The organism is Spirillospora sp. CA-108201 (assembly GCF_050936235.1).
In the GTDB taxonomy this organism is placed as follows: domain Bacteria; phylum Actinomycetota; class Actinomycetes; order Streptosporangiales; family Streptosporangiaceae; genus Spirillospora.
On record NZ_JBNJNE010000002.1, the window covers coordinates 18,848 to 44,237 of the forward strand.

Sequence of the window (25,390 nt, forward strand, 5' to 3'; positions counted from 1 at the left end):
TCAGGCCGCCTTTCCAGCGTCGCGCCCGCGGTGGGCGCGGACGATCCCGTCGAGGTCGGCGAGCGGGACGAGCCGCGCCCCGAGCCGGGCCGCGAGGCGTCCCGCGAGGCCGAGCCGGACCGGGCCGTCCTCGCAGTCCACGACGATGCCGGCGGTGCCGGCCAGCGGCCCGGCGGCCCGGTCCACGTCGCCGGCCGCGGTCGCCCGCCCGTCGGTGACGACCACGAGCAGCGGGCGCCGCGCCGGGTCGCGCAGCCGCTCGGCGCGCAGCACCTCGGCGGCGCGCGCGAGCCCGGCGGCCAGCGGCGTGCGGCCCCCGGTCGGCAGGGCCCGCAGCCGCGCCGCGCCCGCCTCGACCGACGACGTCGGCGGCAGCACCAGCTCGGCGGTCCGCCCCCGGAAGGTGATCAGGCCGATCTTGTCGCGGCGCTGGTAGGCGTCCAGCAGCAGGCTGAGGACGGCCGTCTTCACCGTCGTCATGCGGCGGCGCGCGGCCATCGAGCCGCTGGCGTCCACGACGAACAGCACCAGGTTCCCCTCGCGGCCCTCGCGGACCGCCTCCCGCAGGTCGTCCGGGCGCAGCACGAGGCCGGCGCCGGACCGGCCGCGCGCCCGCTGCCGCGGCGCGGCGGCCAGCAGCGTCGCCACCACGTGGGGGTCGCGGACCTTCGCGGCCGGGCGGCGCGCCCCGGTGACCCGGCCACGCGCCGCCCGCGACCGCGACCGCCGTCCCGCGGCGCCCTCGCCGACGCCCGGCACCTCCAGCAGCGGCACGGCGTGCGGCGCGGCGGCCGCCGCGACCCGCTCGCCGCCCCCGCCTCCGGGCCGCCCGTCCTGCCCGGAGCCCGCGTTCTGCTCCGTGCCCGCGTCCTGGGACGAGCTCGCGTCCCGCTCCATGTCCGCGCCTTGGGGCGAGTTCGCGTTCTGCTCCGTGCCCGCGCCCTGCCCCGTGCCCGCGCCCTGCCCCGGGCCCGGGTCCGGGTCCGGGGACGAGGGCTCCTCGCCGCCCCCGCCGCCGTCCGGGGGAGGGCCGTCGGGGGACGTGCGGTCGAGCAGTTCGTCGAGCAGGGACTCGTCCAGGCCGGGGGCGTCGAACGGGTCCCGCCTGCGCCGGTGCGGCAGCGACAGCCGGGCCGCCGCGCGCACGTCCTCGTCGGTCACCTCCTCGCGTCCCCGCCACGCGGCGTGCGCGAGGGCGGCGTTCGCCGTGACCAGGTCGGCGCGCAGCCCGTCCACCTCGAAGCCCGCGCACACCGCCGCGATCTGCTCCAGCCGCTCGTCCGGCAGCGCGACCCCGGCGAGCCTCTCCCGCGCGGCCGAGATGCGCCGCGCCAGCTCGGCCTCGGCGTCCTCCCAGCGCGCGGCGAAGGCGGCGGGGCCGGCCTCGAACGCCAGCCGCCGCCGGACGACCTCGGCGCGCTCCCTCGGGTCCCGCGACGCCCGCACCTCGACCGTCAGCCCGAAGCGGTCGAGGAGCTGGGGGCGCAGCTCGCCCTCCTCGGGGTTCATGGTCCCGACCAGCAGGAACCGGGCCGCGTGCCGCACCGACACCGACTCGCGCTCCACGTAGCAGGTGCCGAGCGCGGCGGCGTCCAGCAGGAGGTCGACCAGATGGTCGTGCAGGAGGTTCACCTCGTCCACGTACAGGACGCCGCGGTGGGCCGCGGCGAGCAGCCCCGGCTCGAACGCCTTGACGCCCTCGGTCAGGGCGCGCTCCACGTCCAGCGACCCGGCGAGCCGGTCCTCCGAGGCGCCCACCGGCAGCTCCACCAGCGCGGACGGCCGCCGCACCGCCGGTCCGCCCGGCTCGTGCGGGCCGTCCGGGCAGGACGGGTCGGGCGCCGCCGGGTCGCACGCGAACCGGCAGCCCGGCACCGTGTCCACGGCGGGGAGCTGCGCGGCCAGGGCCCGCACGATCGTCGACTTGGCGGTGCCCTTCTCGCCGCGCACCAGCACACCCCCGACCCGCGGCGAGACGGCGTTGAGCAGCAGCGCCAGCTTCAGGTCGTCCAGCCCGACGACGGCGCTGAACGGGTAGGCGACGTTCACACCTGGACCTTCCGGTTGACATGGGCGACCCGCCAGCCGCTCCCGGCGGCGGCGAGCCTCGTGGTGGACAGCGGCGCGAGGTCGATCCGGTCGGCCGCGAGGACGCCGGCGCCGAGCGCGTGGGCGAGCGCCGCCCGGATCACGCCCGCGTCGCAGACGGCGACGCCGGACGGGCGGCCGCCGAGCCACGCCGCGACCCGCGCCGCGAGCGCGGACCGGCTCTCGCCGCCGTGCGGCGCGGCGTCCGGGTCCGACAGCCAGGCGGCCAGCGCGTCCGGATCGGCCGGCCTCCGCGAGGCGGAGGCCCGCCCAGGAACCGTGGTCGGCCTCGGCGAGCGCCGCGACCGGGCGGGCGTCCAGGCCGAGCGCGGCGCAGGTCTCCCGGGCGGCGCGGGCGGGCGACGTCCACGCCTCCCCGTCCGGCAGTGCCCCGGCCAGGGCCTTCGCCCTCGCCAGGCCGGACGGGTCGGCGGCGGGGTCGGCGGGGAAGCGGGCCTCCCGCATCCCCGCCGACGTCGCGTGCCGCACGAACAGCACGCCGGTCAGGGCGGCCCGCTCACGCCGGGGCCGGGGCCGGGGCCGGGGCACGGGCGGCCCGGTCGCAGAACCACCCGAACAGGGTTCCGAAGGACGCCCAGAACACCAGCTGCGTCCCGAGCGAGGTGATGCGGAACTGCCACAGCAGCGTGGCGGGGAACCCGTCCGGCACCTCGTCCACGGTGGGCAGCAGCAGCGACGCCACCGCCACCGGCACGACGAACGCCAGCACGGCCGCCGGCCACCGCGCCCACGGCCCGCCGCGCACGCTGCGCGCCGTGGTCACGGCGATGGCGGTGGACAGCAGCCCCACCCCGATCATCGCCAGGTACAGCAGGGTGCGGGTGTTGATCGTCTCCGGGTCGCCCACCGCGGGCGGGTTCGCCGGATACTTCAGGAACGGCACGACGATGACGGCGGCGAAGGCCGTCCCGGCGGCGGCGAGCGCGAGCGCGGCGTCCGAGCGCGGCCCGACGCGCCCCCGCAGCCCCGCGAAGGCGAGCGCGAAGACGCCGCCCACCGCGAGCCCGTAGAGACCGGTGGCGAGGAAGAGCCCGGCCTTCTGCGTGCCGCGGCTCACCTCCTCGCCGTGCTCGTGTGTTCCGGATTCCTGTTCGTGTGTTCCGGACCCGTGCCCGTGTGTTGCGGACTCGGGGCCGGCCGCCGCGCCGTGCTCGTGCGCGGCGGCGGCGTTCTCCAGGGCGATCGCGTCGTCGACGCGGGGTTCGCCGACCGCGAAGGCGAAGACGCCCGCGACGAGACCGGCCAGCAGGCCCAGAAGAAGGCCCCTGACCAGCAGGGTGCGCACCATGCGGCGGCCTAGTGGCAGGGCACGCCGAGCAGGTGCCGCCCGTCGTGCATCAGCTCGTGGAGGTAGCCGCCGGTCTGCGACACGGCGCCGTTGTCCATCAGGACGAGGTAGCCGAGGAGCAGCAGCGCGGGAACCGCGAGCAGCCAGGGAACGAGGTGGGAAAGGGGGATGTGGCGAGCCGACAGCGTGCTCACGGAGCCTCCGTAGGGGATCTGGCGCGTCCCGGACAATGAGGTCGCGATCACCCGAGCGACCTGGCTCCCGGGATCGTCGTCCCGGATACAGTGGCGCGTCCGCACCGGCATCTCACCGGATTTCCCTCGGGCAACCGTGAATCAGCCGAACCGTACGGTCCCGGCGAACGCACTGTCAACAGCGTGCCCCCGACTCCGACCCGCCCGTGGAACCGGATAAGCCGCAAGTAAGAGCCTGAAATCCGGCTTTGTTGCGATCAAGAGCGACTCGCCTATCATGGCGATTTTCGTCTCGCGTCCCCCCGCTGTCGACAACGACGACGTTGGAGCCCCCTGCATGATCAGCCAAGAGACCGGCCGGCCTGCCTCCCTCGACGATGTCAAGGGATGGTTCCCCAAGATCGACCAACTCCTCTTCACCTGGCTCCTGGACCGCCAGGAGCGGCTCGGCGAGCGGGGCGACCTGGTGGAACTCGGCTCCTACCTCGGCAAGAGCGCCATCCTGATGGGCCGCCACGTGAAGGAGGGCGAGACCTTCACCGTCTGCGACCTGTTCGACGGCGACGCCCCCGACGACTCCAACCGCGCGGAGATGCAGGGCTCCTACTCCACCCTGACCCGCCAGGCGTTCGAGTCGAACTACCGCGCCTTCCACGACCGCCTCCCGGACATCGTGCAGGGCCCGACCTCGATGATCCTGGACCACGTCCAGCCGGAGACCTGCCGGTTCGTGCACGTGGACGCGTCCCACCTGTACGAGCACGTCCACGCCGACATCCAGGCCGCCCAGGTGCTGCTCCCCAGCGGCGGCCTCATCGTCTGCGACGACTACCGGTCCGAGCACACCCCGGGGGTCTCCGCCGCGGTCTGGGAGTCGGTGGCCACCGGCGGCCTGCGCCCGATCTGCGTCACCACCCAGAAGTTCTACGGCACCTGGGGCGACGCCGACGCGGTCCAGGACGACCTCCTGGACTGGCTGGCGTCGCGGGACGACGCCTGGCACGAGGTCCAGCAGGTCGCCGGGCGGCGGCTCGTCCGCGTCAAGGGCAGCGGGGCGACGCGCCCGCCGAACGAGACGGGCCGGCTGAAGGAGCGGCTCGCGCGGGCCGAGAAGCGGCTCGCCCGCGCGGAGGACAGGCTGTCGCGCGCCCGCGGCGAGTTGGAGGCCGTCCGCGGCTCGGTCAGCTTCCGGGTCGGCCGCGCGGCCACCGCCCTCCCGCGCGCCCTGCGCGGCGGACGCCGGGGGTAGCCCGCCCTCGGCGCGAGGATAGAACGCGTTCTAGTATCGGCCGCATGCGACACGGCATCGTGCTCTTCACCAGTGACCGGGGCATCACGCCCGCCGCCGCCGCGCAGGCCGCCGAGGAGAACGGGTTCCACACCTTCTACGTGCCCGAGCACACGCACATCCCGGTCCGGCGCGACGCCGCGCACCCCGGGACGGGCGACGAGACGCTCCCCGACGACCGCTACACGCGCACGCTCGACCCCTGGGTCGCGCTGGCGTCCGCGGTCACCGTCACCTCGAGGATCCGGCTCGCGACGGCCGTCGCGCTGCCGGTGGAGTCGGACCCGATCACGCTCGCCAAGACGGTCGCCTCGCTCGACCACCTGTCGGGCGGCCGGATCACGCTCGGGGCGGGGTTCGGCTGGAACACCGACGAGCTCGCCGACCACGGCGTGCCGGCCGACCGGCGCCGGACGGTGCTGCGCGAGTACGTGGAGGCGATGCGGGCCCTCTGGACGCGTGAGCAGGCCTCCTACGCGGGGGAGTTCGTCTCGTTCGGGCCGTCCTGGGCGTGGCCGAAGCCCGTCCAGGCCCACGTCCCCCTGCTGATCGGCGCGGGCGGCGGCCCGAAGACGCTCGCGTGGATCGCCGCCCACGCCGACGGCTGGATGACCACCCCGACCGAGCGCGACATCCTGCCGAAGGTCGCCGCCCTGCGCGCGGCGTGGGCGGACGCGGGGCGCGACGGCCGGCCGGAGGTCCGCGTCCTGGCCGCGGCGCGCCCCTCGCCCGAGGAGGTCGCCGCCTGGGAGGAGGCCGGCGTCACCGAGATCATCTGGGGGCTGCCGGACCGGTCCGCCGACGAGGTCGTCGCCTTCCTCGGCCGTCACGCCGCCCGCCTCGGCCTGTGACGCGGCCGGGGCGACGCGGATGAAGAAGGGTCTTTAACCCGTTTAGCCAAGCTCGTCCGAAATGCCGTAAATAATGGCATTGATCGGTGGTCAGCGCTTTCGGCCGACCCCCGCGTAGCACCATTGGCGGTCCGCGCGGGGCGGCACGGTCGAGCCCGGATCGGGACGCCACATCGACAGGGTGGTGAGGCCGGGGTCCACGAGGTCGAAGCCGTCGAACAGCCGCGTGACCTCCGCGCGGCTGCGCAGGGTGATCTGGTACGTGGCCCGCTCGTACACGGCGCCCGCGTGCCGGACCCTCAGGTCGGCGTCGAAGTCGGCGGTCACGTGCGACACCGTGAGGTAGCTGCCGGGCGCCATCGCCTCGCGGAGCCGCGCCACGATCCCGGGCGGGTCGTCGCCGTCGCCGATGAAGTGCAGCACGGCCAGCATCAGCACGGCGACCGGCCGGTCGAAGTCGATGAGCCTGTTCAGCTCGGGGTGCGCCAGGACCTCGCCCGGGCGGCGGGCGTCGCCCTGGATGACGGTCACCTCCGGCGTCCCGGCCAGCAGCGCCCGCCCGTGGACCAGCACGACCGGCTCGATGTCGACGTACACGACGTGGGCGTCCGGCGCGACCTGGTGGGCGATCTCGTGCACGTTGCCCTGGGTGGGCAGGCCCGAGCCGATGTCGATGAACTGCCGGATCCCGGACTCGGCGAGGAAGCGCACCGCGCGCCGCAGGAACGCGCGGTTCTGGCGCGCCATGAAGGGCGTGTCGGGGGCGTGTTTGACGACCTCGTCCACGGCCTCCCGGTCGGCGGCGTAGTTGTCCTTTCCGCCCAGAAGGTAGTCGTACATCCGCGGAACGTTCGGCGTGTGCGGATCGACGGTGTCCAGCGTCCTCTCCCCGACTCTCGGCGCCGCGACTCTCCGGCCTGGGAAATGTCGCGAAGTTACCCGGGACATGTAAGCATTGAGATCAACTCGGAAACAACCGAAACGATGACGCCGACGCGGAGGGCTCGAATGCGAAGCGACGCCGACACCCCATCGCGGATCCCCGGTCCGCCCGCGGGGGACGACGGGACGGCGGCCATCGCGGCGGCCGGCGGGCTCCACGAGTACCAGCTGAGGCTGCACGCCGAGTACGGACCGGTGGTGCGGTTCCCGCTGCCCGGGGCCGGCCTGGCGGTGTCCGTGGCCGACCCGGTGCTGCTGGAGGCCACCGCGAAGATCAACAAGCGGCCGGAGAAGCTGTTCGAGTTCCTGGCGCCGCTCCAGGAGTCGGGCAACCTGCAGACGATCCCGGCGGACGAGCACGGCCCCTGGCGCCGGGTGATGCTGTCGGTGCTGGCCGGGCGCCCCTCCCACGAGGCGCACTTCGCCCGCTTCACCGCGCTCGCCGCCGAGCTGGCCGACCGGTGGGAGGCGCACGACGGCCCGGTGGCGCTGCAGCAGGATCTGAGCGAGCTTTCGCTGCGCATGATCTGCCAGTACGCGCTCGGCAGCGGCCTGGAGTCGCCGGAATCGGCCGCGCGGGTCGTGTCCGCGTTCGAGACCGTCCTCACCGAGTACATGGGCCAGGCCGGGGACGGCGCGGGGAGCCGCGCCGAGGAGGCCCTGGCCTACCTGCGCGCCACCGTCGACCAGGTGCTGGAGGCGCACCGCGAGCGCGGCGACTCGGCGCCCGCCGGGCGCAGCGACCTGATCGCGGCGCTGGCCGAGGCGGGGGAGTCCCCGGCGCGGATCCGCGACACGGTCCTGATGACGATGCTCGCCGCCCACCACACCACCGGCGTCGCGATCTCCTGGACGCTGTACCTGCTGGCCCGGCACCCCGACGCGGCCGAGCGCGTCGCCGAGGAGCTGGACCGCGTGCTCGGCGACCGGCCCGTTCCCGAGTACGCCGACCTCAAGCGGCTGACCTACCTGGACATGGTGCTGCGGGAGACCATGCGGCTGTACCCGCCGGGACCGTACGGCGCGCGGGAGGCCACCGAGGACGTCGTGCTCGGCGAGTACACCGTCCCGGCGGGCACGACCGTCTTCTATCCGTTCTGGGCCGTGCACACGAACCCCGACCACTGGCCCGACCCGCAGCGCTTCGACCCCGGCCGGTTCGCCCCGGAGGCGTCGGCGGGCCGCCCGCGCCTGGCCTACATCCCCTTCGGGATCGGCCCGCGCAGCTGCGAGGGCGCCGCGCTCGCGACGGTCGAGGCGCAGCTCGTCCTGGCCGTCCTCCTCAAGCGCTTCTCCCTCCGCCCGGCGCCCGGCCGGACGGTCACGCCCGTCGAGCGCTTCGTGCTCTGGGCCGCCGAGGACATCCACATGACCCTCACCCCGCGCCGGCCGGCCTGAGCGCGGGTGGTAGAACGACCGGATGGAGTTCTTCTGCTACCACCGTGACCGTGCCGGCTCGATCGGGCTCCGCGAGCAACTGGGGGAGCAGCACTGGTCCTACATGGACCGGTTCGAGAAGGAGCTGATCGCCCGGGGCCCGACGTTCGCCGGCGAGGTCCCCACCGGCAGCGTCCACATCGTCGACCTGCCCGATCCCGCCGCCGCCCGCGCGTTCGCCTTCGACGAGCCGAACTACCAGGCGGGCGCGTACCGGGACGTCATGGTGCGCCGGTGGCGCAACGCGCTGGGCCGCACGATGTGGGACTTCCCCGGCGGCCGGACGGGCGGCGACCGCTTCCTGGTCATCGGCCTGGGGGAGGGGGAGCCCGTCGACCTGGAGGTCGCGGCGGGCGACGACCTCATCGCCTACGGCCCCCTGCTCTCCGACGACGGAGCGGCCTGGCTCGGCACGGCCGCGCTGCTCCGCGCCCCGGACGCCGGCGCGGCCCGCGCCGTCCTGACGCAGGACCGCTACGCCGCCGTCGAGGTCCACCAGTGGGAGTTCGGCGGACGGCGCTGACCTGAGCCCGGCCCGGGGTCAGAGGTTGCGCAGGACGGAGACGACGACGCCGAGGACGGCGGCCTCGTCGCCGTCGATGACGTCGTAGGCGGGGTTGCGGGGTTCGAGCAGGACGTGGCCGTCGCGGCGCCGGTACACCTTCACCGTGGCCTCGCCGTCGATCATGGCGGCGACGATCTGGCCCGAGTGGGCCTCGGGCTGGCGGCGGACCACGACGATGTCGCCGTCGCAGATCGCGGCGTCCACCATCGAGTCGCCGCGCACGCGCAGGCCGAAGACGGTGCCGCGCCCGGTGAGCTCGCGGGGCAGCAGCAGCGTGTCGTCGGCGTGCTCCTCGGCCGGGATCGGGACGCCGGCGGCGATGTCCCCGACCACGGGCACGGTCACCGGGCCGCCCGCCGACTCCCGCGGCGGGCCCTCCCGCAGGAACGCGCGCACGTCGATCGGCCGGGCCACCGCGTCGCCGCGCCGCAGGAAGCCCTGGTCCTCCAGGCTCGCCAGGTGGCGCGACACCGAGGACGGCGACCGCAGGCCCACGGCGTCGCCGATCTGGCGCGTGCTCGGCGCGTACCCGTACCTGACCGCCCAGTCGCGGATCATGGCCAGGATCCGCTGCTGGCGCGGGGGCAGCGCGGAGGCGTCCAGGTCCCCGAACGGGTCGGCGTCGCTGTAGGCGGTCACCCACGGAATTGTAGGGGCGCGGCGGCCGGGAGAGCGGGCGGGACGCGCCCCCGCCGCGGCCTCAGGAACGCGTGGCGGCCTCCAGCGCGGCCGTCTCGAACGCGGCGGCCAGTTCCACGACGTCCTCGGGTGCGCGCGACGGCGAGCCGGTGTCGAACGGGGGCCTCGGGTCGTACTCCGCCCAGAGCTGGACGGCCTGGGCGGTCCGCGTGTCGGTCAGGAGTTCCACCAGCCGCAGCGCCATGTCGATCCCGCTGGAGACGCCGGCGGCGGTCACGACGCGGGCGTCGCGCTCGACCACCACGCGCTCCGGGACCGGGACGGCGCCGAACAGCGGGAGCTTGTCGAGGTGCCGGTAGTGCGTGGTCGCGCGCAGCCCGTCGATCAGGCCCGCGGCGCCGAGGACGAGCGACCCGGAGCACACCGAGGTCGTCCAGCGGGTGGCGGGGTGGACCTCGCACAGCCAGGCCGGGAGCGCCCCTTCCAGGACGTGCACGGTGCCGGGCCCGCCGGGGACGACGACCACGTCCGGGCGCGGCGCCTCGTCGAGCCCCACGGCGGTCAGCCGGAGCGTGCGGCAGTCGTCGAGCACCGGGCCGGGCCGCTCGGCGGCGAACACGACCCGCACGCCGGGGGTGAGGGCCAGCATCTGGTACGGGCCGACGACGTCCAGGGCGGTGAAGCGGTCGTACAGCGGGATGACGACCGTGATCTCGGACTCGGTCATGGCGGCCGCTCAGTGCCCGTACTCGCGCCGGCGCCGGAGCAGCACGGCGAGCATCGCGACCATCATCAGCACGTGCGCGGCGGTCATGAACGCCATCCCGCCGACGACGCCGGTCCACACGAGCGGGAGCAGCACCGCCGGCGCGTACATCGCGGCGCACATCTCCAGCGTGCAGGCCAGGCCGTGGCGGCGCAGGAGCATCCACGCGGCCATGCCGAGGGCCATGTCGGTGGCCATGAGCAGGTAGTGGGCGCCCGGATGCGCGTCGAACGCGACCGTGAGCCCGAGCAGGGCGCGGAGCCCGCCGAAGGCGAGCATCCCGGCGAACATCGCGAGCACCATCTCGACGTAGTGCAGGGTGAGCCGCCGCCATGGGGTGCGCGCGTGCGCGGACGCCGGTGAACCGGGATCCAGGGTGCGGGACGTGGTAGCCATGCCATCACCTTCGGCGAGCCGGGGCTCGCCCGCCAGTCCCGGCGGCGAGCAGGTCCGAAAACTTGGGGTGGCCGTCTATCGGACATAGGGCATAGGCGCGTTGACGGGCAATACCGTGGCGGTATGCACGAACTGCGGCGCGTCCTCGTGGTGGGCTACCCGGCGGCCGAACTGCTCGACATCGCCTGCGTCGTCTCGGCGCTCCAGGTGGCCAACTTCCTGAACCGGCGCGGCGTGTACGAGGTCTCGCTGGCCTCGCCGGGCGGCAGGCCGATCCACACCGGGACGGGCCTGACGCTCCAGGCGCAGCAGTCCCTGGAGCGCGCCGCGGGACCGCTCGACACGCTGGTCGTGTCGGGCGGCATCGGCTACGTCGACGCCATGGAGGACGGCCGGCTGGTCGCGCACGTGCGCAGGCTCGGCCTGGAGTCGCGCCGCGTCGCGTCGGTGTGCACCGGCGCCGGCGTCCTCGCCGCGGCCGGGCTCCTGGACGGGCGGCGGGCGTCGACCCACTGGGAGCACGCCGACTTCCTGGCGCGCCGGTTCCCGGCCGTCGACTTCGACAGCGGGCCGATCTTCGTGTCCGACGGGCGGGTCTGCACGTCCGCCGGCGTGACCGCGGCCCTGGACCTGACCCTGTCGTTCGTCGAGTCCGACGTGGGCCCGGAACTGGCCCGGAGCGTGTCGCGGCAACTGGTGACGTACCTGCAGCGGCCCGGCAACCAGGCCCAGATGAGCATGTTCACGGCGCCCTCGGCGCGCAGCTCGCTGGTCCGGGACGCCGTGACGCACATCGCCGGGAACCCGGCCGCGGACCTGTCGGCGGCGGCCCTGGCGGCCCGGGCCGGGGTGAGCCGGCGGCATCTGTCCCGCCTCTTCCTGGCCGAGCTGGACATGACCCCGGGGCGGTTCGTGCGGCGGGCGCGCGGCGAGGCGGCGGCGCACCTGCTCACCGGCACGTCCCTGACCGTGGAGACGATCGCGTCCCGCTGCGGGTTCGGCAGCGAGGAGGCGCTGCGCCAGGCGTTCCGCGGCCTGTACGGCGTCTCCCCGTCCCACTACCGCGCCACGCAGACGACCACCCGGAGCACCGCGCGGTGAGCCGCCCGCGGCCTCGCCGTCCAGCGCGGAGCGGCGCCGGAACCCGGGGCGGCCGGTTCGCGCGATCGAGCACCTCGCACACCAGGGGGATGTTTAGATCGAGGTCGGGGCGGTAGCGAGCGGACCGATTGCTTCGGTCGCCTCGGGAGACGAGACATGCCACTTTCAGACCAGCCCCACCGCGACCAGGCGCGCACGCCCGAGGACCCTGCCGGCGACCAGGCGGGCGGGCTCCCGTGCCACGCCGCCGCCCGCTACGCCTCCTTCACCGCGGCGACCTCGCCCACATCGGCCGCCCGGTCGCCGCTCACCGCGTCCGACCCCTCCTGACCCACGGCGCGGCCCCCTCCGGTCGGCCGCCCGGCACCCGCGCCCCCGCACCGGCCTCGGCGACGCGAGCGCCGGGTGCGGGGGCGCCCGGACCTCCAGAATGTCAACAATCTGGCATGCAATCCATGCGGCCACTTTCGCGCACAAATTGTTGACAATCTTGTCTGCGGATTCGTAGCATCGCCGACACGCCGGCGGTGCCCCGGCGGCGCCCCCACCGTCCTGGAGAAGCCCCGTGATCAGAATCCGCACGGCCGCGGCCGCCGCCTCCGCTCTCCTGCTCGCCGCGTGCGGAACCGCGGGGGGCGGTTCCGACGCGTCCGGCGACGGCCCCGTCCCGGTGAAGGTCAGCGTCATCCCGATCGTGGACGTGGCGCCGATCTACCTCGGGAGGCAGCAGGGCTTCTTCGCCGAGCAGGGGCTGAAGCCGGACCTCGTCCCCGCCCAGGGCGGCGCCGCGATCGTGCCGGCCGTCGTCAGCGGCCAGGTCGACTTCGGGTTCAGCAACTACACCTCGCTGATCCTCGCGCGCTCCAAGGGCCTGCCGCTCAAGGTCGTCGCGCCCGGCGCCGGCTCGACCGGCGTCAGGGGCAAGGACTTCGGGGGCGTGGTCGTCAAGGCCGGCAGCCCGGTCAGGTCGGCGAAGGACCTCGCCGGGAAGCGGGTCGCGGTCAACACCCTGAACAACATCAACGACACCACGGTCCGGGCCTCGATCCGCGCCGCCGGAGGCGACGCGAGGAACGTCAGGTTCACCGAACTGGCCTTCCCGGACATGCTCCCCGCCCTCGACAAGGGGAACGTCGACGCGGTCCAGGTCGTCGAGCCGTTCCTGACGACCGCGCTGAAGAACGGCGGGCGGCTGGTCGCGTCCAACTACGTGGACACCGCTCCCGACCTGACCATCGCGGCCTACTTCACCTCCCAGAAGACCGCCGCCGCCAGGCCGGAGCTGGTGAAGAAGTTCGCCGCGGCGATGCGCAGGTCGCTCGCGTACGCGTCCGACAACCCCGAGGCCGTGCGCAAGGTACTCGGCTCCTATACCAAGATCGATCCAGCGCTGACCGGCTCGCTCACGCTCCCGACCTACCCCGCGCGGGTCGACCGCGCGTCGCTGGACACGCTCTCGGCCCTCGCCGTGCGGGACGGCCTGATCAAGCAGGCCCCCGACGCCGAGGGCCTGCTGCCGTGACGGCCGCGTTCGCGACGGGGAGCGGCCGGGACGCGCGGCGCCGCCGTCCCGTGCCCGCCTGGGCGCTCGGCCTCGCCGGCCTGGCCTGCCTCATGGCGATCGCGGAGGCCGTGCCCAGGGCCGGGCTGGTGGAGGAGCGCTTCCTGCCCCCGTTCAGCGTGATGGTCTCGGCGCTGGCCGAGCAGGCCGGGACGCCGGCCTTCTGGCAGGCGCTGCTGGAGACGCTGCGCGGCTGGGCGCTCGGCCTCGCGGTCGCGATGGCGGCGGGCGTCGCGCTGGGCCTCCTGATCGGCGGCGTCCCCGTGCTGCGGGAGGCACTGGCCTCGACGATCGAGTTCCTGCGCCCCATCCCGTCGGTGGCGCTGATCCCGCTGGCGGTGCTGCTGTACGGGACCGGGACGCGCTCGACGCTCCTGCTCGTCGTCTACGCCTCCTTCTGGCAGGTCCTGGTGCAGGTCCTGTACGGGGTGCGGGACGTTGACCCGGTCGCCCGGGAGACGGCGCGGTCGTACCGGTTCCGCCCGCCGGCGCGGGTGCGGACGGTGATCTGGCCGACCGCCCTGCCGTACGTGGTCACCGGGTTCCGGCTGGGCGCGGCGGTGGCGCTGATCCTGGAGATCACCGGGGAGCTCGTGATCGGGTCGCCGGGGCTGGGCCGGCAGATCGCGGTGGCGCAGGGCTCCGGCGCGGTCGCGTCGATGTACGCGCTGGTCATCGTGGTCGGCCTGATCGGCGTGCTCGTCAACGTGCTCGCGCGGACCGTCGAGCGCCGCGTGCTGCGATGGCACCCGTCGGTCCGCCGGGAGGTGGTCTCGTGACCGTCCCCGGGCTCCTGCGCAGGCTCCTGGCGGCGGTGGCGGTGCCCGCGCTGCTGGTCGGGGCGTGGTGGGCGGCGTCGGCGGGCAGCACCGACTTCTTCTGGCCGCCGCTGAGCCGGATCGCCGGCGCGTTCGACGACACCTGGTTCCACGGCCGGATCACCGCCGACGTGCTCCCCAGCCTGGCCCGCCTGCTCGCGGGCTACCTCCTCGCGCTGCTCCTCGGCGTCGCGCTCGGTGTCGCGATCGGCTCCGTGCGCGTCCTGCGGGCCTTCCTGGAACCGGTTCTGGAGTTCTTCAGGGCGATCCCGCCGCCGGTGCTGGTGCCGATCCTGATGCTGTTCGCCGGCATCGGGAACGGGATGAAGATCATGGTGATCGTCTCCGGATGCGTCTGGCCGGTCCTGCTGAACACGGTGGAGGGCGTGCGCGCCCTGGACGAGGTGCTGCGCGACACCGCCCGGTGCTACCGCATGCGCCCGCGCTCCCGGCTCGTCCACCTGGTGCTGCGCGGCGCGAGCCCGCGGATCGCCGCGGGGGCGCGGCAGGCGCTGTCCATCGGCATCATCCTGATGGCGGTCAGCGAGATGTTCGCGGCGAGCGACGGGCTCGGCTTCACGATCATCCAGTTCCAGCGCGGCTTCTCGATCCCGCAGATGTGGACCGGGATCCTGCTGCTCGGACTCGTCGGCATCGCCCTGTCGGGGATCTTCCAGCTCGTGGAGGCCCGGCTGCTCGACTGGTACACCGGCCTGCGCCGGTCGCAGCGGGAGGGTTGAGATGACCGCCACGCCCACGGGCGCGAAGAGCCCGGACACCTCCACGGCGCTGCTGGACGTCCGCGGCCTGAGGAAGGTCTACGAGAGCAGGGGGCGCGGGGTCGAGGCGGTCCGCGACCTGACCTTCTCCGTGGGGACGGGGGAGCTGGTCTGCATCGTCGGGCCCTCCGGCGCGGGCAAGACCACCCTGCTGAAATGCGTCGCCGGGCTCCTGGGATGCACGTCCGGGGAGGTGGTGCTCGAAGGGCGGAAGGTCACGGGCCCGCCCCCGGGCATGGCCGTGGTCTTCCAGGAGTACGGCCGCAGCCTGTTCCCCTGGATGACGGTGCGGCAGAACGTCGAACGCCCGCTGAAGGAGAGGAGGGTCCCGAAGGCGGAACGGCAGCGGCTCGTACGGGAGGCGCTGGAGGCCGTCGGGCTGTCCGGGGTCCACGACGCCCACCCCTGGCAGCTGTCGGGAGGCATGCAGCAGCGCGTGGCCATCGCCCGCGCGGTCGCCTACGAGCCGCGCCTGCTGCTGATGGACGAGCCCTTCGCCGCCGTCGACGCCCAGACGCGCGCCGACCTCGAAGACCTCGTCCGGGCCCTCTGGCGCAGGCTCGGGGTGACCGTCCTGTTCGTCACCCACGACATCGACGAGTCCGTCTACCTCGGGCAGCGCGTCGTCGTGCTGTCGAACCCGCCGACGGTCGTGCTGGAGGAGGTCGCGATCGACCTGCCGGACGAGCGCGACCAGCTCGCCACCCGCTCCGACCCGCGCTTCACCGAACTGCGGGCCCGCGTCTACCGGCTCGTCCAGCGGGCGAAGGGCGGCGGCCGGCCGGCGGACGCGTGACGCGCCCCGTATCCACACCGACACGTGTCGACGAAAGGTTGCGATGAGTCCAGAGAACGCGGTGGGAGCGGAGAAGGCGCCGGCCGCCGGTCCGCTGCTGGTCGTCAGCGCGCACGCCGGGGACTTCGTGTGGCGCGCCGCCGGCGCGATCGCGCTGGCGTCCGCGCGCGGGCAGCGGGCGAAGGTGGTGTGCCTCAGCTACGGGGAGCGCGGGGAGTCCGCGCGCGCCTGGCGCGAGGGGAGGGGCCTCGACGAGATCAAGGCGCTGCGCCGCGCGGAGGCGGAGGCCGCGGCGGCCGAGCTCGGCGCCGGGATCGAGTTCGTGGACGCGGGCGACTACCCGCTGCCGGAGACACCCGGGCTGGTCGACCGGCTGGTGCGGGTGTACCGCGACTTCGAACCCGCCGTGGTGCTGACCCACACGCCGTCCGACCCCTACAACGGCGACCACCCCGCCGCCGCGCGGATGGCGCTGCAGGCGCGGGTGCTGGCCCAGGCGATCGGGTACGACGCGCCGGGCGAGCCCCTCGGCGCGCCCCCGGTGTTCTTCTTCGAGCCGCACCAGCCGGAGCAGTGCGACTTCAAGCCGGACGTCCTGCTCGACATCACGCCGGTCTTCGACCGCAAGCGCAAGGCGATGGAGTGCCTGCCCGCGCAGCGGCACATGTGGGACTACTACACCGACCTGGCCAGGCGGCGCGGTGTCCAGTTCAAGCGCAACGCCGGGCCGAACCTCGGTCTGGCCCACGACACCATGGCCGAGGCGTACGTGCGGCTGTACCCGCAGACCACGGACGTGCTGGCATGAGGACGATCGTGGTCACCGGGCCGCCCCGCGCGGACCTCGCGCACGTCGACGCGCTCGCCGGGCACGGCGTGGCGACCGTCCACGAGGCGATGGGACGGACGGGCTGCCTCGGCCCCTCCCTGCGGCCGGTGCACCTCGGGTCGCGGATCGCCGGGACGGCGGTCACGGTCCTGTCCTGGCCGGGCGACAACCTGATGATCCACGTCGCGGTGGAGCAGTGCCGCGCCGGGGACGTGCTGGTGGTGGCGACCACCTCGCCGTCCACCGACGGGATGTTCGGCGAGCTGTTCGCGACCGCGCTCCAGCACCGCGGCGTCCGCGGCCTCGTCATCGACGCGGGGGTGCGCGACGTGGCCGACCTGCACCGCATCGGCTTCCCCGTGTGGTCGGCGGCCGTCAGCGCGCAGGGCACCGTGAAGGCCACGCCCGGCGCCGTCAACGTGCCGATCGCCATCGGCGGGCAGACGATCCGTCCCGGCGACGCGATCCTCGCCGACGACGACGGCGTGGTGCGGGTGGCCCGGCAGGACGTGCCCCGCGCCGTCGCCGCCGCGCGGGCGCGCGCGGAGAAGGAGGAGGCGACCCGCGCGGCGTTCCGCGAGGGGCGGCTCGGCCTCGACCGGTACGGGCTCCGCGACCGGCTCCCCGGACTGGGCGTCGAGTACGTCCCCTACGAGGAGTACGAGGAGTCATGAACGGCGTGCGCTGCATGCTGATGCGGGGCGGCACCTCCAAGGGCGCCTACTTCCTCGCCGCCGACCTGCCCGCGGACCCGGGCGAGCGCGACGACCTGCTCCTGCGCGTCATGGGCGCGCCCGACCCGCGGCAGATCGACGGGATCGGCGGCGCCCACCCGCTGACCAGCAAGGTCGCCGTCGTCGCCCCCTCCGGCCGGCCCGGCGTGGACGTCGAGTACCTGTTCCTCCAGCTCGGCGTGGAGGAGGCCACGGTCTCCGACCGGCAGAACTGCGGCAACCTCCTCGCCGGCGTCGGGCCCTTCGCCGTCGAACGCGGCCTCGTCGCGCCCGGCGGCGAGCACGCGGCCGTCCGCGTCCTGATGGTGAACTCCGGCGGCGTCGCCACCGCCCGGTTCGCGACCCCGGGCGGCGCCGTCCGGTACGACGGCGGCACCGCGATCTCCGGCGTGCCCGGCGCCGCCGCGCCGGTCGTGCTGGACTTCGAGGACACCGCGGGCTCGGCCACCGGCGCGCTGCTGCCCACCGGCAGCGTCCGGGACGCCGTCGGCGGCGTCGAGGTGACCTGCGTCGACAACGGGATGCCGGTCGTGGTCGCCGCCGCCCGCGACCTCGGCGCCACCGGCTACGAGACGCCGGACGAGCTCGCCGCCGACGGCGGCCTGCGCGAGCGGATCCAGGCGCTGCGCCTGCGGGCCGGCGAGCTGATGGGCCTCGGCGACGTCTCCGCCGCCCCCGTCCCCAAGACCACGCTGGTCGCCCCCGCCCGCGACGGCGGGACGATCTGCACCCGCACCTTCATCCCGCTGCGCCCGCACGCCTCCATCGGCGTGCTCGGCGCCGTCAGCGTCGCCACCGCGCTGCTCCTGGACGGCGCGGTCGGCCGCGACATGGCGCGGCTCCCCGCGCCCGGCGCGCCGATGAGCGTCGAGCACCCCGCCGGACGGCTGGACGTCGAGGTCGAGCTCGACGGCACGTCCCCGCGCCGGGCCGGCATCGTCCGCACCGCCCGCAAACTCTTCGACGGCACCGTCTTCCCCCGGAGTCCCGCATGAGCACCAGACACGAGATCGCGCACGTCGCGCACGCCGAGCTGCTGACCCCCGAACCGGACGCGAGCCTCGGGTTCTTCACCCGCGTCATGGGCCTCACCGAGGTCGGCGCCGAGGGCGACTCGGTGTACCTGCGCACCTGGGACGACTACGAGCACCACACCCTCAAGCTGACCGCGCACACCACGTCCGGCATCCGCCGCACCGGGCTGCGCGCGTCCTCCCAGGAGGCCCTGGAACGGCGCGTCCGGGCGATCGAGGAGGCCGGGCTCGGCATCGGCTGGCGGGACGGCGACCCCGGCATCGGCCCCACCTACGTGTTCCGCGACCCGGACGGCCACGAGCTGGAGATCTACTGGGAGTCGCAGTGGTACGAGGCGCCGCCGGAGCTGAGGCCCTCGCTGAAGAACCAGGCGCAGGCCTACCCGGCGCGCGGCGTCTGCGTCCGCCGCCTCGACCACGTCAACTTCCTCGCCGCCGAGGTGGAGCCGAGCACCGGATTCGTCCGCGACGTCCTCGGCGGGCATCCCACCGAGCAGATCCGGCTGGACGACGGCACCATCGGCGCCCGCTGGCTGACCTTCACCAACAAGTCCTACGACCTCGTCTACACGCGCGACTGGACGGGCTCCAACGGCCGCCTGCACCACATCGCGTTCGCCACCGACACCCGCGAGGACATCCTGCGGGCAGCCGACATCTTCCTGGACGACGGCGTCTTCATCGAGACCGGCCCGCACAAGCACGCCATCCAGCAGACGTTCTTCCTGTACGTCTACGAGCCCGGCGGCAACCGGATCGAGTTGTGCAACCCCTGCGCCCGCCTCATCCTGGCCCCGGACTGGAGGACCATCACCTGGACCGAGGCCGAACGCGCCAAGGGCCAGGCGTGGGGGCTGAAGACCATCGAGTCCTTCCACACCCACGGCACCCCGCCCGTGGACGCCCCCGCCACCTGACGCTCACGGCTCGCTTCGCGTCGCGTCCCCGGCGGTGCCGCTGGCGCCGGTCCCGAGGTGCCGGACGCGCCGCTCGACATCCCTGCGCGCGTCGCCGGTGTCGGGCGCCGGGTCCGACCCGAGCGTCCCGGCGGCCCGGCTCGCGCCCGTCCCCACGCCCCGGACGCGCCGCTCCACGTCGGCGCGGGCCCGCTCGCCCGCCGACTCCGGTGCGCGGTCCCCGACGTCGCCGTGCCCGCCCGTCCCCAGGTGCCGGACGCGCTCGCGGATGTCGTCCTCCGCCTCGTTCCCGCTCGGCCGGGCCTCGGTCCCGAGCCTTCCCGGCCGGTCGCTCGCGCCCGTGCCGACGCGCTGGACGCGCCGCTCGACGTCCGTCCCTGCGTCCACGCCGCTGGTCTCCTCGCGCACGGTTCCCCCCGCCGTCCGTCCCGGTCTCTCGTCCGAACCCTCCTGATACCCGCGCTGACCAGGCGACATGCCCTCGTGTGCGCAAATACGCCGCGCGAGCCCGCCGGCGGGGGCGGGCCGCGCTGCTCTGGGCGGATCCGCCCAGAGCAGCACAGGCTGTGACCAGTGCGCGGGCCGGCGCAGAGTGAAGGGCATGAGCGAGGAACAGGCAATCCCGTTGTTCAACGAACGAGTGCGGCGCGAGCTCTACCAGCAGCGCGTCCTCGTCCTCGACGGCCCGCTGGACGACGACAACGGCACGCTGCTGGCGACGCAGATGATGATCCTGGCGCGGGAGGACGCCTCGACCGACATCGCGCTGTGGATCCACTCGCCCGGCGGGTCGGTGCCGTCGATGCTGGCGATCCGCGACGTCATGCGGCTCATCCCGTGCGACGTCGCCACGCTGGTCCTCGGCATCGCCTACAGCGCCGGCCAGTTCCTGCTGTCGTCGGGGACCCCGGGCAAGCGCCGCGCCATGCCGCACTCCCGCGTGCTGATGCACCAGGGCTCCGCCGGGATCGCGGGGGCCGCCGTCGACATCGAGTTGCAGGCCAACGACCTGCGCCACACCCGCGACACGGTACTGGGGCTCATCGCCGAGGACACCGGCCAGCCCATCGAGCAGATCTTCGAGGACTCGCTGCACGACCGCTGGTACACGGCGCGCGAAGCGCTCGACTACGGCTTCGTCGACGCGGTCGTCAGCACGTTCGACGAGGTCATGCCCGCCCGCCGCCGGCCCGTGGGGCTCGGCGCCCCGTCCGAGGGAGCCTCCCGATGAGCACCTACACGATCCCGAACGTCATCGCGCAGCACCCCCGCGGCGAACGCGTCATGGACGTCTACTCGCACCTGCTGACCGAGCGGATCATCTATCTCGGCACCGCCATCGACGCGGGCGTCGCTAACGCGCTCGTCGCGCAGCTGCTCTTCCTGGAGTCCGACAGCCCCGAGCGCGACATCCAGCTGTACATCAACTGCGAGGGGGGAGACCCGAGCGCGATGCTCGCCGTGTACGACACGCTGCGCTACATCCGGCCGCAGGTGGCGACGACGTGCGTGGGGCAGGCGGTCGCGGTCGGCGCCGTCCTCCTCGCGGCGGGCACCCCGGGCAAGCGCGCGGCGCTCCCGCACACGCGCGTCGTCCTGCACCAGCCGATGGGGCAGGGCCGGGGCGCGATCCCGGACCTCATCCTCCAGGCGGACGAGGTCGTCCGGGTGCGCGCGGACATCGAGGGCATCCTCTCCCGGCACACCGGGCAGGACGTCGCGACCCTGCGCGCCGACACCGACCGCGACCGCGTGTTCACCGCGGGCACGGCGCTGGAGTACGGCCTCATCGACCACGTGATCGAGGAGCGGCAGCCGATTCCCGCGTAGCGGACCGCCTACGCGGCCAGGGCGTACGCCGCGTGACAGGTCGGGCCGGCCGTGCCGGCCGCCCCGGCCGGCACGGCCAGCAGGGTCGTCGCGATCGCGAGCGTCAGGTCGCCGAGCGTCACGTCCAGCGCTCCGGCGACCGCGGCGATCATCTCGCTGGACGGCTCCTTGACGCCGCGCTCCATCTCCGAGAGGTACTGCGGCGAGACGCCGGCGCGGCGGGCGGTCTCCACGAGGATCTCGCCGCGTTCGATGCGCAGGCGCCGCAGGCACCGGCCGAGCGCGTCGCGCCACAGCGGCTCCGCGGGGGACGCCGCGGACGGCTCGGACGGCTCGCGAGGCGCCCGCGGGCCGGGCGTCTCGTCGGCGGGCATGTCGTCGGCAGGCGTGAGCGGTCGCACGGTCTCGGCCATGCGCCCATCGTAGATCGGCCGCGCCGGGGGCCCCAGGGATTCCGCCCACCGCAGAACGGCGGGGCCTGCGATCCTGAGGGCATGCGCGTGCTGATCGTGGGAGCGGGGATCATCGGGGCCGCGCTGGCGGACCGGCTCGCCCGCCCGGCGCCCGGCGCCCCCGTGCGCCTCACCGTGGTCGAGGGGGAGGGGCCCGGCGCCGGCACGTCCGGTACGAGCTACGCCTGGATCAACGCCAACGACCCCGCCGACCCGGCCTACCACCGGTTCCGGACGGCGGCGATGTCCGCCTGGCGCGACCTGGCGGCCGGCTTCGGCGCCCCGGCCTGGTACCGGCCGTCGGGCAACGTCACCTGGGCGGTCGCCGCCGCCGCGAAGGAGAGGCTGGCCGACAGGGTCGCACGGCTCGCCGGCCTCGGCTACGCCGCCGACCTGATCACTTCCGACCGCCTCCGCGCGCTGGAGCCGCACGTCACCGCACCGCCGGACGCGCTCATCGCGCACTACCCTGTCGAGGCCCACCTGCACGGGGGCCCCGCCGCGCGGGAGCTGGCCCGGCGCGCCCGCGAGTCCGGCGCCGACCTGGTGACGGGCCACCGCGCGGTCCGCCTCAACACCGACGGCGACCGCGTGACCGGCGTACGGCTCGACGACGGCCGCGATCTGCACGCCGACCTCACGGTCTGCGCGGCGGGGCGGCACGGCACGGCGCTCCTGGCCACCGCCGGGGTCGCCCTCCCGCTGGTCGACCCGTCCGAGCCGGGCTCGGCGGCCCCGTGCCTCGTCGCCACCACCTCCGCGGCGCCGGGCGCCCTCCACGGACTCGTCCACGCCCCGGCCCTGTCCGCCCGGCCCGCGGAGACCGGGGGACTGGCCCTGGAAGCCGACGACCTGGACGCCGGAGTCGACGAGTCCGCCTCCCCGGCGCTCCTTCGGGCGGTCGGCGGCGAACTGCTCGCCCGCGCGCGTGCGCTCATCCCCACCCTGACCGCCGAGGTCGCCGAGGTGCGGCGATGCGTCCGCCCCCTGCCTGCGGACGGCTACCCGCTCATCGGCTTCCTGCGCCCCGGCCTCTACACCGCCGTCACCCACAGCGGCATCACCCTCGCCCCCCACCTCGCCGCCCTGATCGCCCAGGAGATCACCGGCGGCCCGTCCCCCGCGCTGGCCCCCTACCGCCCCGATCGCGCCAGACGCGAGTAGGCCGGGCGCGCCGATCAGCGCGGGTCCGCCTGGGCTCGCGGGAGACTTACCGTGTACGGATAGAGTGCGGCGCGGGAGGGGGAACCGATGAGCCCACGGGCCGACGCCGACGAGGTGACCGAGCGGCCTCGCGTTCCGCTGAGCCGCGGGCGGGTGCTGCGGGCGGCGGTGCGCCTCGCCGACCGCGACGGCCTCGACTCGCTCACCATGCGCCGGCTCGCGCAGGAGGTCGGGGTCGAGGCGATGTCGCTGTACCACCACGTCGCCAACAAGGAGGCCGTCCTCGACGGCGTGGTCGAGGTGGTCCTCGACGAGATCATGACGGCGGTGCGGGAGGCCGGGGCGCCGCCCCCCGAGCGGGACTGGCGGGCGGCGCTGCGCGCGCGGATCCTCGCCGCCCGGGACGTCCTGCTCCGCCACCGCTGGGCCCCGCAGCTCCTCGGCGGCCGCACCACCATGAACCCGGTCGTCATCGCGTACTACGACGAGGTCGTCGGACTTCTGCGGGCGGGCGGCTTCTCCTTCGACCTGGCCCACCGCGCGCTGCACGTCCTCGGCAGCCGCGCGCTCGGGTTCGCCCAGGAGCTGTTCCAGCCCGGCGACGCCCAGCCCGCCGGCGATCCCGCGGTGATGGAGCAGATGGCCGGCCGGTTCCCCCACCTCGCCGGGATGCTGGCGGACGCCGTCCACGACGACCCGGGCGGCACCCTGGGCTTCTGCGACGACCAGTTCGAGTTCGAGTTCGCCCTCGACCTGATCCTCGAAGGGCTGGAGCGGCGCCGCGCCGCCGGCGCCTGACCTCTCCGGCCACCCCTCGCCAGAAGTCCGCCCCGCCCTCCCCTTGACTGCCTTACGGCGTACGATTACCTTACGGCGTATGAGAACCTTACGACGTACGACGACGGGCCCGCTTCCCGCTCCTCCGGCGGACGGGGACACCGTCAGGGCCTGGACCTGGGACCGCTACGGTCCGCCCGACGTGCTGGCGCTCAAGGACGTCGGCGAGCCCGGAATCGCGCGGGACGAGGTGCTCGTGCGGGTGCGGGCGGCGTCCGTCAACCCCTACGACTGGCGCCACCTGCGGGCCGACCCGAAGCTGGTGCGGCTCAGCTGCGGGCTGCGGCGGCCGAGGCCGGGCCTCGTCCTCGGCGCCGACCTCGCCGGTGTCGTGGAGCGCACGGGCGACGCGGTGACCGGGCTGCGTCCCGGCGACGAGGTCTTCGGAGAGGTCCGGCTCGGCTCGTTCGCCGAGGCCGTCGCCGTCCCGCAGGACCGGCTGGCCGTCAAGCCCGCCCGCCTCACCTTCGAGCAGGCGGCGTCGGTGTCGATGGCCGCGCACACGGCGCTGCAGGGGCTGCGGGACACGGGGAGGATCTCCGCCGGCCGGCGGGTCCTCGTCAACGGGGCGTCCGGCGGCATCGGGACGTTCGCCGTGCAGCTCGCCAAGACGTTCGGCGCCGAGGTCACCGGCGTGTGCAGTACCCGCAACCTCGAACTCGTCCGCTCCCTGGGCGCGGACCACGTGGTGGACTACACCCGCGAGGACTTCACGGAGCGGAAGGGGCGGTACGACCTGCTCCTGGACATCGTGGGCGACCGGTCGCTCGCCGCGCTGCGGCGCTGCCTGACCTCCCGCGGCACGCTGGTGATCGTGGGCGGCATCGCCTCGCCCCGCGGCGGGCTGCTGGGCCCGGCGGGGCAGATCGTCCGCGGGGCGCTGGCCTCTCCGTTCGTCCGCCAGCGCATCGACTCCGTCGCCTGGAAGCCCAACTCCGCGGACCTGCGGTTCCTGGCCGGGCTGATGGAGCAGGGGCGGGTCACGCCCGTCATCGACCGGACCTACCCGTTCGCCGAACTCCCGGAGGCCCTGCGCTACCTCGAACGCGGCCACGCCCGCGGCAAGGTCGCCATCGCCCTCTGACCGTCCGCCCGGGAATCAGGCCATCGCGATGGCGGCGATCCCGGCCAGCACCACGGCCGAGCCCGCCAGGCGGCGGACGGCGTTCGCCTCGCCGAGGACCCGCCACGCGGCCAGCCCGCCGAGCACGATGCTCAGCTCGCGGGCGGGAGCGACCAGGCTGACCGGCGCGATCCGGAGCGCGAAGAGCACGAGCAGGTACGCCACCGGCGACAGCAGGCCGATGGTGAGCGCCTCGCGCCGGTGGTCGCGCCACAGCCGCGCGGTCCTCGCCCTGTCCCGCAGCGCGTACGGCGCGAGGAGCAGGCTCTGGGCGAGCGCCCCGGAACCGAAGTAGACCAGCGGCGGTACCGCCAGGCCCGTCACCGAATGCGCGTCCCAGAGCGTGTAGCCCGCGATCATGACCCCGGTCAGCACGCCGTAGAGGACGCCCGCGCGGCGCCGCGCCGGCGAGGCGCCGCCCTCCGCCGGCGCGCCGCTGCTCACGACCAGCACGCCGGCGATCACCAGGAGCGCGCCGACCAGGCCCGGCAGGCCGGGGTCCTCCCCGAGGAAGAGGACGGCCACCAGCACCGACAGCAGCGGCCCGGTGCCCCGGGCCAGGGGATAGACCACCGACAGGTCGCCGACGGCGTACCCGCGCTGCAGCACGATGCCGTACGCCACGTGCAGGATCGCGGTCACCAGTGCCGCCGGCAGCCACGTCCATCGCGGACGCTGGGGGTCCAGCGCCAGGAAGACCGCCGCCGCCGGGGCGAACACGGCGGCCGAGACCGTGTAGTAGAGGAAGACGAACGGCGCCCCGCCGTCGCCGACCCGCTTCGCGGAGAAGTTCCAGAACGCGTGCACCACGGCGGCGACGAGAACGAGCGAGAGGGCCCAACCGTTCACCAGCCGACCTCCCCCCGAGTGCGGCGCCATCGTACTCGCGCCCTCCCGCCGGGGGAGCGGTGACCGCTTGTGGACGTCGAGCGGGATATTC

At 74.6% G+C, this 25,390-nt stretch carries 29 protein-coding genes and 1 pseudogene; 19 read left to right on the forward strand and 11 right to left on the reverse strand.

What is annotated here, in order from left to right; all coding sequences use genetic code 11:
- The 4 genes and pseudogenes from ACQEU6_RS45930 to ACQEU6_RS45945 all read right to left on the reverse strand — a co-directional run bounded on the left by ACQEU6_RS45930 (nt 1) and on the right by ACQEU6_RS45945 (nt 3,591).
- Nucleotides 1-2,049 carry a VWA domain-containing protein gene (locus ACQEU6_RS45930; RefSeq protein WP_499328317.1) on the reverse strand — a complete coding sequence of 683 codons (2,049 nt, stop codon included), beginning with the start codon at nt 2,047-2,049 and terminating at the stop codon, nt 1-3.
- Nucleotides 2,046-2,553, reverse strand: a pseudogene (locus ACQEU6_RS45935) (histidine phosphatase family protein). The gene ACQEU6_RS45930 and the pseudogene ACQEU6_RS45935 overlap by 4 nt, the downstream one beginning before the upstream one ends.
- Before the next feature lie 52 nt (nt 2,554-2,605).
- A complete protein-coding gene (locus ACQEU6_RS45940; protein ID WP_499328319.1) occupies nt 2,606-3,397 on the reverse strand; it encodes a CbtA family protein in 792 nt (263 codons plus the stop codon).
- An 8-nt stretch (nt 3,398-3,405) separates the two neighbouring features.
- The gene (locus tag ACQEU6_RS45945; RefSeq protein WP_179835852.1) at nt 3,406-3,591 is read right to left on the reverse strand and encodes a CbtB domain-containing protein; all 186 of its coding nucleotides are present in this window, start codon (nt 3,589-3,591) and stop codon (nt 3,406-3,408) included.
- 337 nt (nt 3,592-3,928) lie between these two features.
- On the opposite strand from ACQEU6_RS45945, the gene ACQEU6_RS45950 reads away from it, so the two are divergent.
- On the forward strand, nt 3,929-4,840 hold the full coding sequence (locus ACQEU6_RS45950) for a class I SAM-dependent methyltransferase (RefSeq protein WP_499328321.1): 912 nt from the start codon (nt 3,929-3,931) through the stop codon (nt 4,838-4,840).
- 44 nt (nt 4,841-4,884) lie between these two features.
- Nucleotides 4,885-5,730, forward strand: a complete 846-nt coding sequence (locus ACQEU6_RS45955) for an LLM class F420-dependent oxidoreductase (RefSeq protein WP_499328323.1) — start codon at nt 4,885-4,887, stop codon at nt 5,728-5,730.
- Between the two features lie 90 nt (nt 5,731-5,820).
- On the opposite strand, the gene ACQEU6_RS45960 is transcribed toward ACQEU6_RS45955, so the two are convergent.
- The gene (locus ACQEU6_RS45960) at nt 5,821-6,678 is read right to left on the reverse strand and encodes an SAM-dependent methyltransferase (protein ID WP_499328325.1); all 858 of its coding nucleotides are present in this window, start codon (nt 6,676-6,678) and stop codon (nt 5,821-5,823) included.
- A 60-nt stretch (nt 6,679-6,738) separates the two neighbouring features.
- On the opposite strand from ACQEU6_RS45960, the gene ACQEU6_RS45965 reads away from it, so the two are divergent.
- Both ACQEU6_RS45965 and ACQEU6_RS45970 read left to right on the forward strand, forming a co-directional pair.
- The gene (locus tag ACQEU6_RS45965; RefSeq protein ID WP_499328327.1) at nt 6,739-8,070 is read left to right on the forward strand and encodes a cytochrome P450; all 1,332 of its coding nucleotides are present in this window, start codon (nt 6,739-6,741) and stop codon (nt 8,068-8,070) included.
- 22 nt (nt 8,071-8,092) lie between these two features.
- Nucleotides 8,093-8,632, forward strand: coding sequence for a YciI family protein (locus ACQEU6_RS45970; protein WP_499328329.1), 540 nt, complete (start codon nt 8,093-8,095; stop codon nt 8,630-8,632).
- A gap of 18 nt (nt 8,633-8,650) precedes the next feature.
- On the opposite strand, the gene lexA is transcribed toward ACQEU6_RS45970, so the two are convergent.
- The 3 genes from lexA to ACQEU6_RS45985 form a co-directional block, all read right to left on the reverse strand.
- Nucleotides 8,651-9,313: a transcriptional repressor LexA gene (gene lexA, locus ACQEU6_RS45975; protein WP_499328331.1), complete on the reverse strand. Its 663-nt coding sequence runs from the start codon at nt 9,311-9,313 to the stop codon at nt 8,651-8,653.
- 61 nt (nt 9,314-9,374) lie between these two features.
- The gene (locus ACQEU6_RS45980) at nt 9,375-10,040 is read right to left on the reverse strand and encodes a DJ-1/PfpI family protein (RefSeq protein ID WP_499328333.1); all 666 of its coding nucleotides are present in this window, start codon (nt 10,038-10,040) and stop codon (nt 9,375-9,377) included.
- 9 nt (nt 10,041-10,049) lie between these two features.
- Nucleotides 10,050-10,475, reverse strand: a complete 426-nt coding sequence (locus ACQEU6_RS45985; RefSeq protein ID WP_499328334.1) for a hypothetical protein — start codon at nt 10,473-10,475, stop codon at nt 10,050-10,052.
- Nucleotides 10,476-10,598: 123 nt separating this feature from the next.
- On the opposite strand from ACQEU6_RS45985, the gene ACQEU6_RS45990 reads away from it, so the two are divergent.
- The 10 genes from ACQEU6_RS45990 to ACQEU6_RS46035 all read left to right on the forward strand — a co-directional run bounded on the left by ACQEU6_RS45990 (nt 10,599) and on the right by ACQEU6_RS46035 (nt 19,044).
- Entirely contained in the window at nt 10,599-11,576 is a 978-nt protein-coding gene (locus tag ACQEU6_RS45990) for a GlxA family transcriptional regulator (RefSeq protein ID WP_499328336.1), read from the forward strand.
- Between the two features lie 156 nt (nt 11,577-11,732).
- On the forward strand, nt 11,733-11,906 hold the full coding sequence (locus ACQEU6_RS45995; RefSeq protein WP_499328338.1) for a hypothetical protein: 174 nt from the start codon (nt 11,733-11,735) through the stop codon (nt 11,904-11,906).
- 235 nt (nt 11,907-12,141) lie between these two features.
- Nucleotides 12,142-13,098 carry an ABC transporter substrate-binding protein gene (locus tag ACQEU6_RS46000; RefSeq protein ID WP_499328340.1) on the forward strand — a complete coding sequence of 319 codons (957 nt, stop codon included), beginning with the start codon at nt 12,142-12,144 and terminating at the stop codon, nt 13,096-13,098.
- Entirely contained in the window at nt 13,095-13,916 is an 822-nt protein-coding gene (locus ACQEU6_RS46005) for an ABC transporter permease (RefSeq protein ID WP_499328342.1), read from the forward strand. Before ACQEU6_RS46000 ends, ACQEU6_RS46005 begins: the two co-directional genes overlap by 4 nt.
- The gene (locus ACQEU6_RS46010; protein ID WP_499328344.1) at nt 13,913-14,695 is read left to right on the forward strand and encodes an ABC transporter permease; all 783 of its coding nucleotides are present in this window, start codon (nt 13,913-13,915) and stop codon (nt 14,693-14,695) included. Before ACQEU6_RS46005 ends, ACQEU6_RS46010 begins: the two co-directional genes overlap by 4 nt.
- A gap of 1 nt (nt 14,696) precedes the next feature.
- Nucleotides 14,697-15,530, forward strand: coding sequence for an ABC transporter ATP-binding protein (locus tag ACQEU6_RS46015; protein WP_499328346.1), 834 nt, complete (start codon nt 14,697-14,699; stop codon nt 15,528-15,530).
- A 43-nt stretch (nt 15,531-15,573) separates the two neighbouring features.
- Nucleotides 15,574-16,338 (forward strand): PIG-L deacetylase family protein, encoded by a 765-nt coding sequence (locus tag ACQEU6_RS46020; protein ID WP_499328348.1) that lies wholly within the window; start codon nt 15,574-15,576, stop codon nt 16,336-16,338.
- Nucleotides 16,335-17,033: a 4-carboxy-4-hydroxy-2-oxoadipate aldolase/oxaloacetate decarboxylase gene (locus ACQEU6_RS46025; protein ID WP_499328350.1), complete on the forward strand. Its 699-nt coding sequence runs from the start codon at nt 16,335-16,337 to the stop codon at nt 17,031-17,033. The genes ACQEU6_RS46020 and ACQEU6_RS46025 overlap by 4 nt, the downstream gene beginning before the upstream one ends.
- On the forward strand, nt 17,030-18,088 hold the full coding sequence (locus ACQEU6_RS46030) for a 4-oxalomesaconate tautomerase (protein ID WP_499328352.1): 1,059 nt from the start codon (nt 17,030-17,032) through the stop codon (nt 18,086-18,088). Before ACQEU6_RS46025 ends, ACQEU6_RS46030 begins: the two co-directional genes overlap by 4 nt.
- Entirely contained in the window at nt 18,085-19,044 is a 960-nt protein-coding gene (locus ACQEU6_RS46035) for a catechol 2,3-dioxygenase (protein ID WP_499328354.1), read from the forward strand. Before ACQEU6_RS46030 ends, ACQEU6_RS46035 begins: the two co-directional genes overlap by 4 nt.
- A 3-nt stretch (nt 19,045-19,047) precedes the next feature.
- Here ACQEU6_RS46035 and ACQEU6_RS46040 read toward each other — a convergent pair whose 3' ends face one another.
- On the reverse strand, nt 19,048-19,431 hold the full coding sequence (locus ACQEU6_RS46040; protein WP_499328355.1) for a hypothetical protein: 384 nt from the start codon (nt 19,429-19,431) through the stop codon (nt 19,048-19,050).
- Between the two features lie 214 nt (nt 19,432-19,645).
- On the opposite strand from ACQEU6_RS46040, the gene ACQEU6_RS46045 reads away from it, so the two are divergent.
- Together ACQEU6_RS46045 and ACQEU6_RS46050 are read left to right on the forward strand one after the other, a co-directional pair.
- Nucleotides 19,646-20,275, forward strand: coding sequence for a ClpP family protease (locus ACQEU6_RS46045; protein WP_499328357.1), 630 nt, complete (start codon nt 19,646-19,648; stop codon nt 20,273-20,275).
- A complete protein-coding gene (locus tag ACQEU6_RS46050; RefSeq protein ID WP_499328359.1) occupies nt 20,272-20,874 on the forward strand; it encodes a ClpP family protease in 603 nt (200 codons plus the stop codon). The genes ACQEU6_RS46045 and ACQEU6_RS46050 overlap by 4 nt, the downstream gene beginning before the upstream one ends.
- Nucleotides 20,875-20,882: 8 nt before the next feature.
- Here ACQEU6_RS46050 and ACQEU6_RS46055 read toward each other — a convergent pair whose 3' ends face one another.
- Nucleotides 20,883-21,287, reverse strand: coding sequence for a helix-turn-helix domain-containing protein (locus ACQEU6_RS46055; protein WP_499328361.1), 405 nt, complete (start codon nt 21,285-21,287; stop codon nt 20,883-20,885).
- Nucleotides 21,288-21,368: 81 nt separating this feature from the next.
- On the opposite strand from ACQEU6_RS46055, the gene ACQEU6_RS46060 reads away from it, so the two are divergent.
- The 3 genes from ACQEU6_RS46060 (at nt 21,369) to ACQEU6_RS46070 (ending at nt 24,411) form a co-directional block, all read left to right on the forward strand.
- Nucleotides 21,369-22,490 carry an NAD(P)/FAD-dependent oxidoreductase gene (locus tag ACQEU6_RS46060; protein WP_499340702.1) on the forward strand — a complete coding sequence of 374 codons (1,122 nt, stop codon included), beginning with the start codon at nt 21,369-21,371 and terminating at the stop codon, nt 22,488-22,490.
- A gap of 87 nt (nt 22,491-22,577) precedes the next feature.
- A complete protein-coding gene (locus ACQEU6_RS46065) occupies nt 22,578-23,288 on the forward strand; it encodes a TetR/AcrR family transcriptional regulator (RefSeq protein WP_499328363.1) in 711 nt (236 codons plus the stop codon).
- Nucleotides 23,289-23,367: 79 nt separating this feature from the next.
- A complete protein-coding gene (locus ACQEU6_RS46070) occupies nt 23,368-24,411 on the forward strand; it encodes an NAD(P)-dependent alcohol dehydrogenase (protein ID WP_499328365.1) in 1,044 nt (347 codons plus the stop codon).
- A gap of 15 nt (nt 24,412-24,426) precedes the next feature.
- On the opposite strand, the gene ACQEU6_RS46075 is transcribed toward ACQEU6_RS46070, so the two are convergent.
- Entirely contained in the window at nt 24,427-25,299 is an 873-nt protein-coding gene (locus ACQEU6_RS46075; protein ID WP_499328367.1) for a DMT family transporter, read from the reverse strand.
- Between the last annotated feature and the right edge of the window lie 91 nt (nt 25,300-25,390).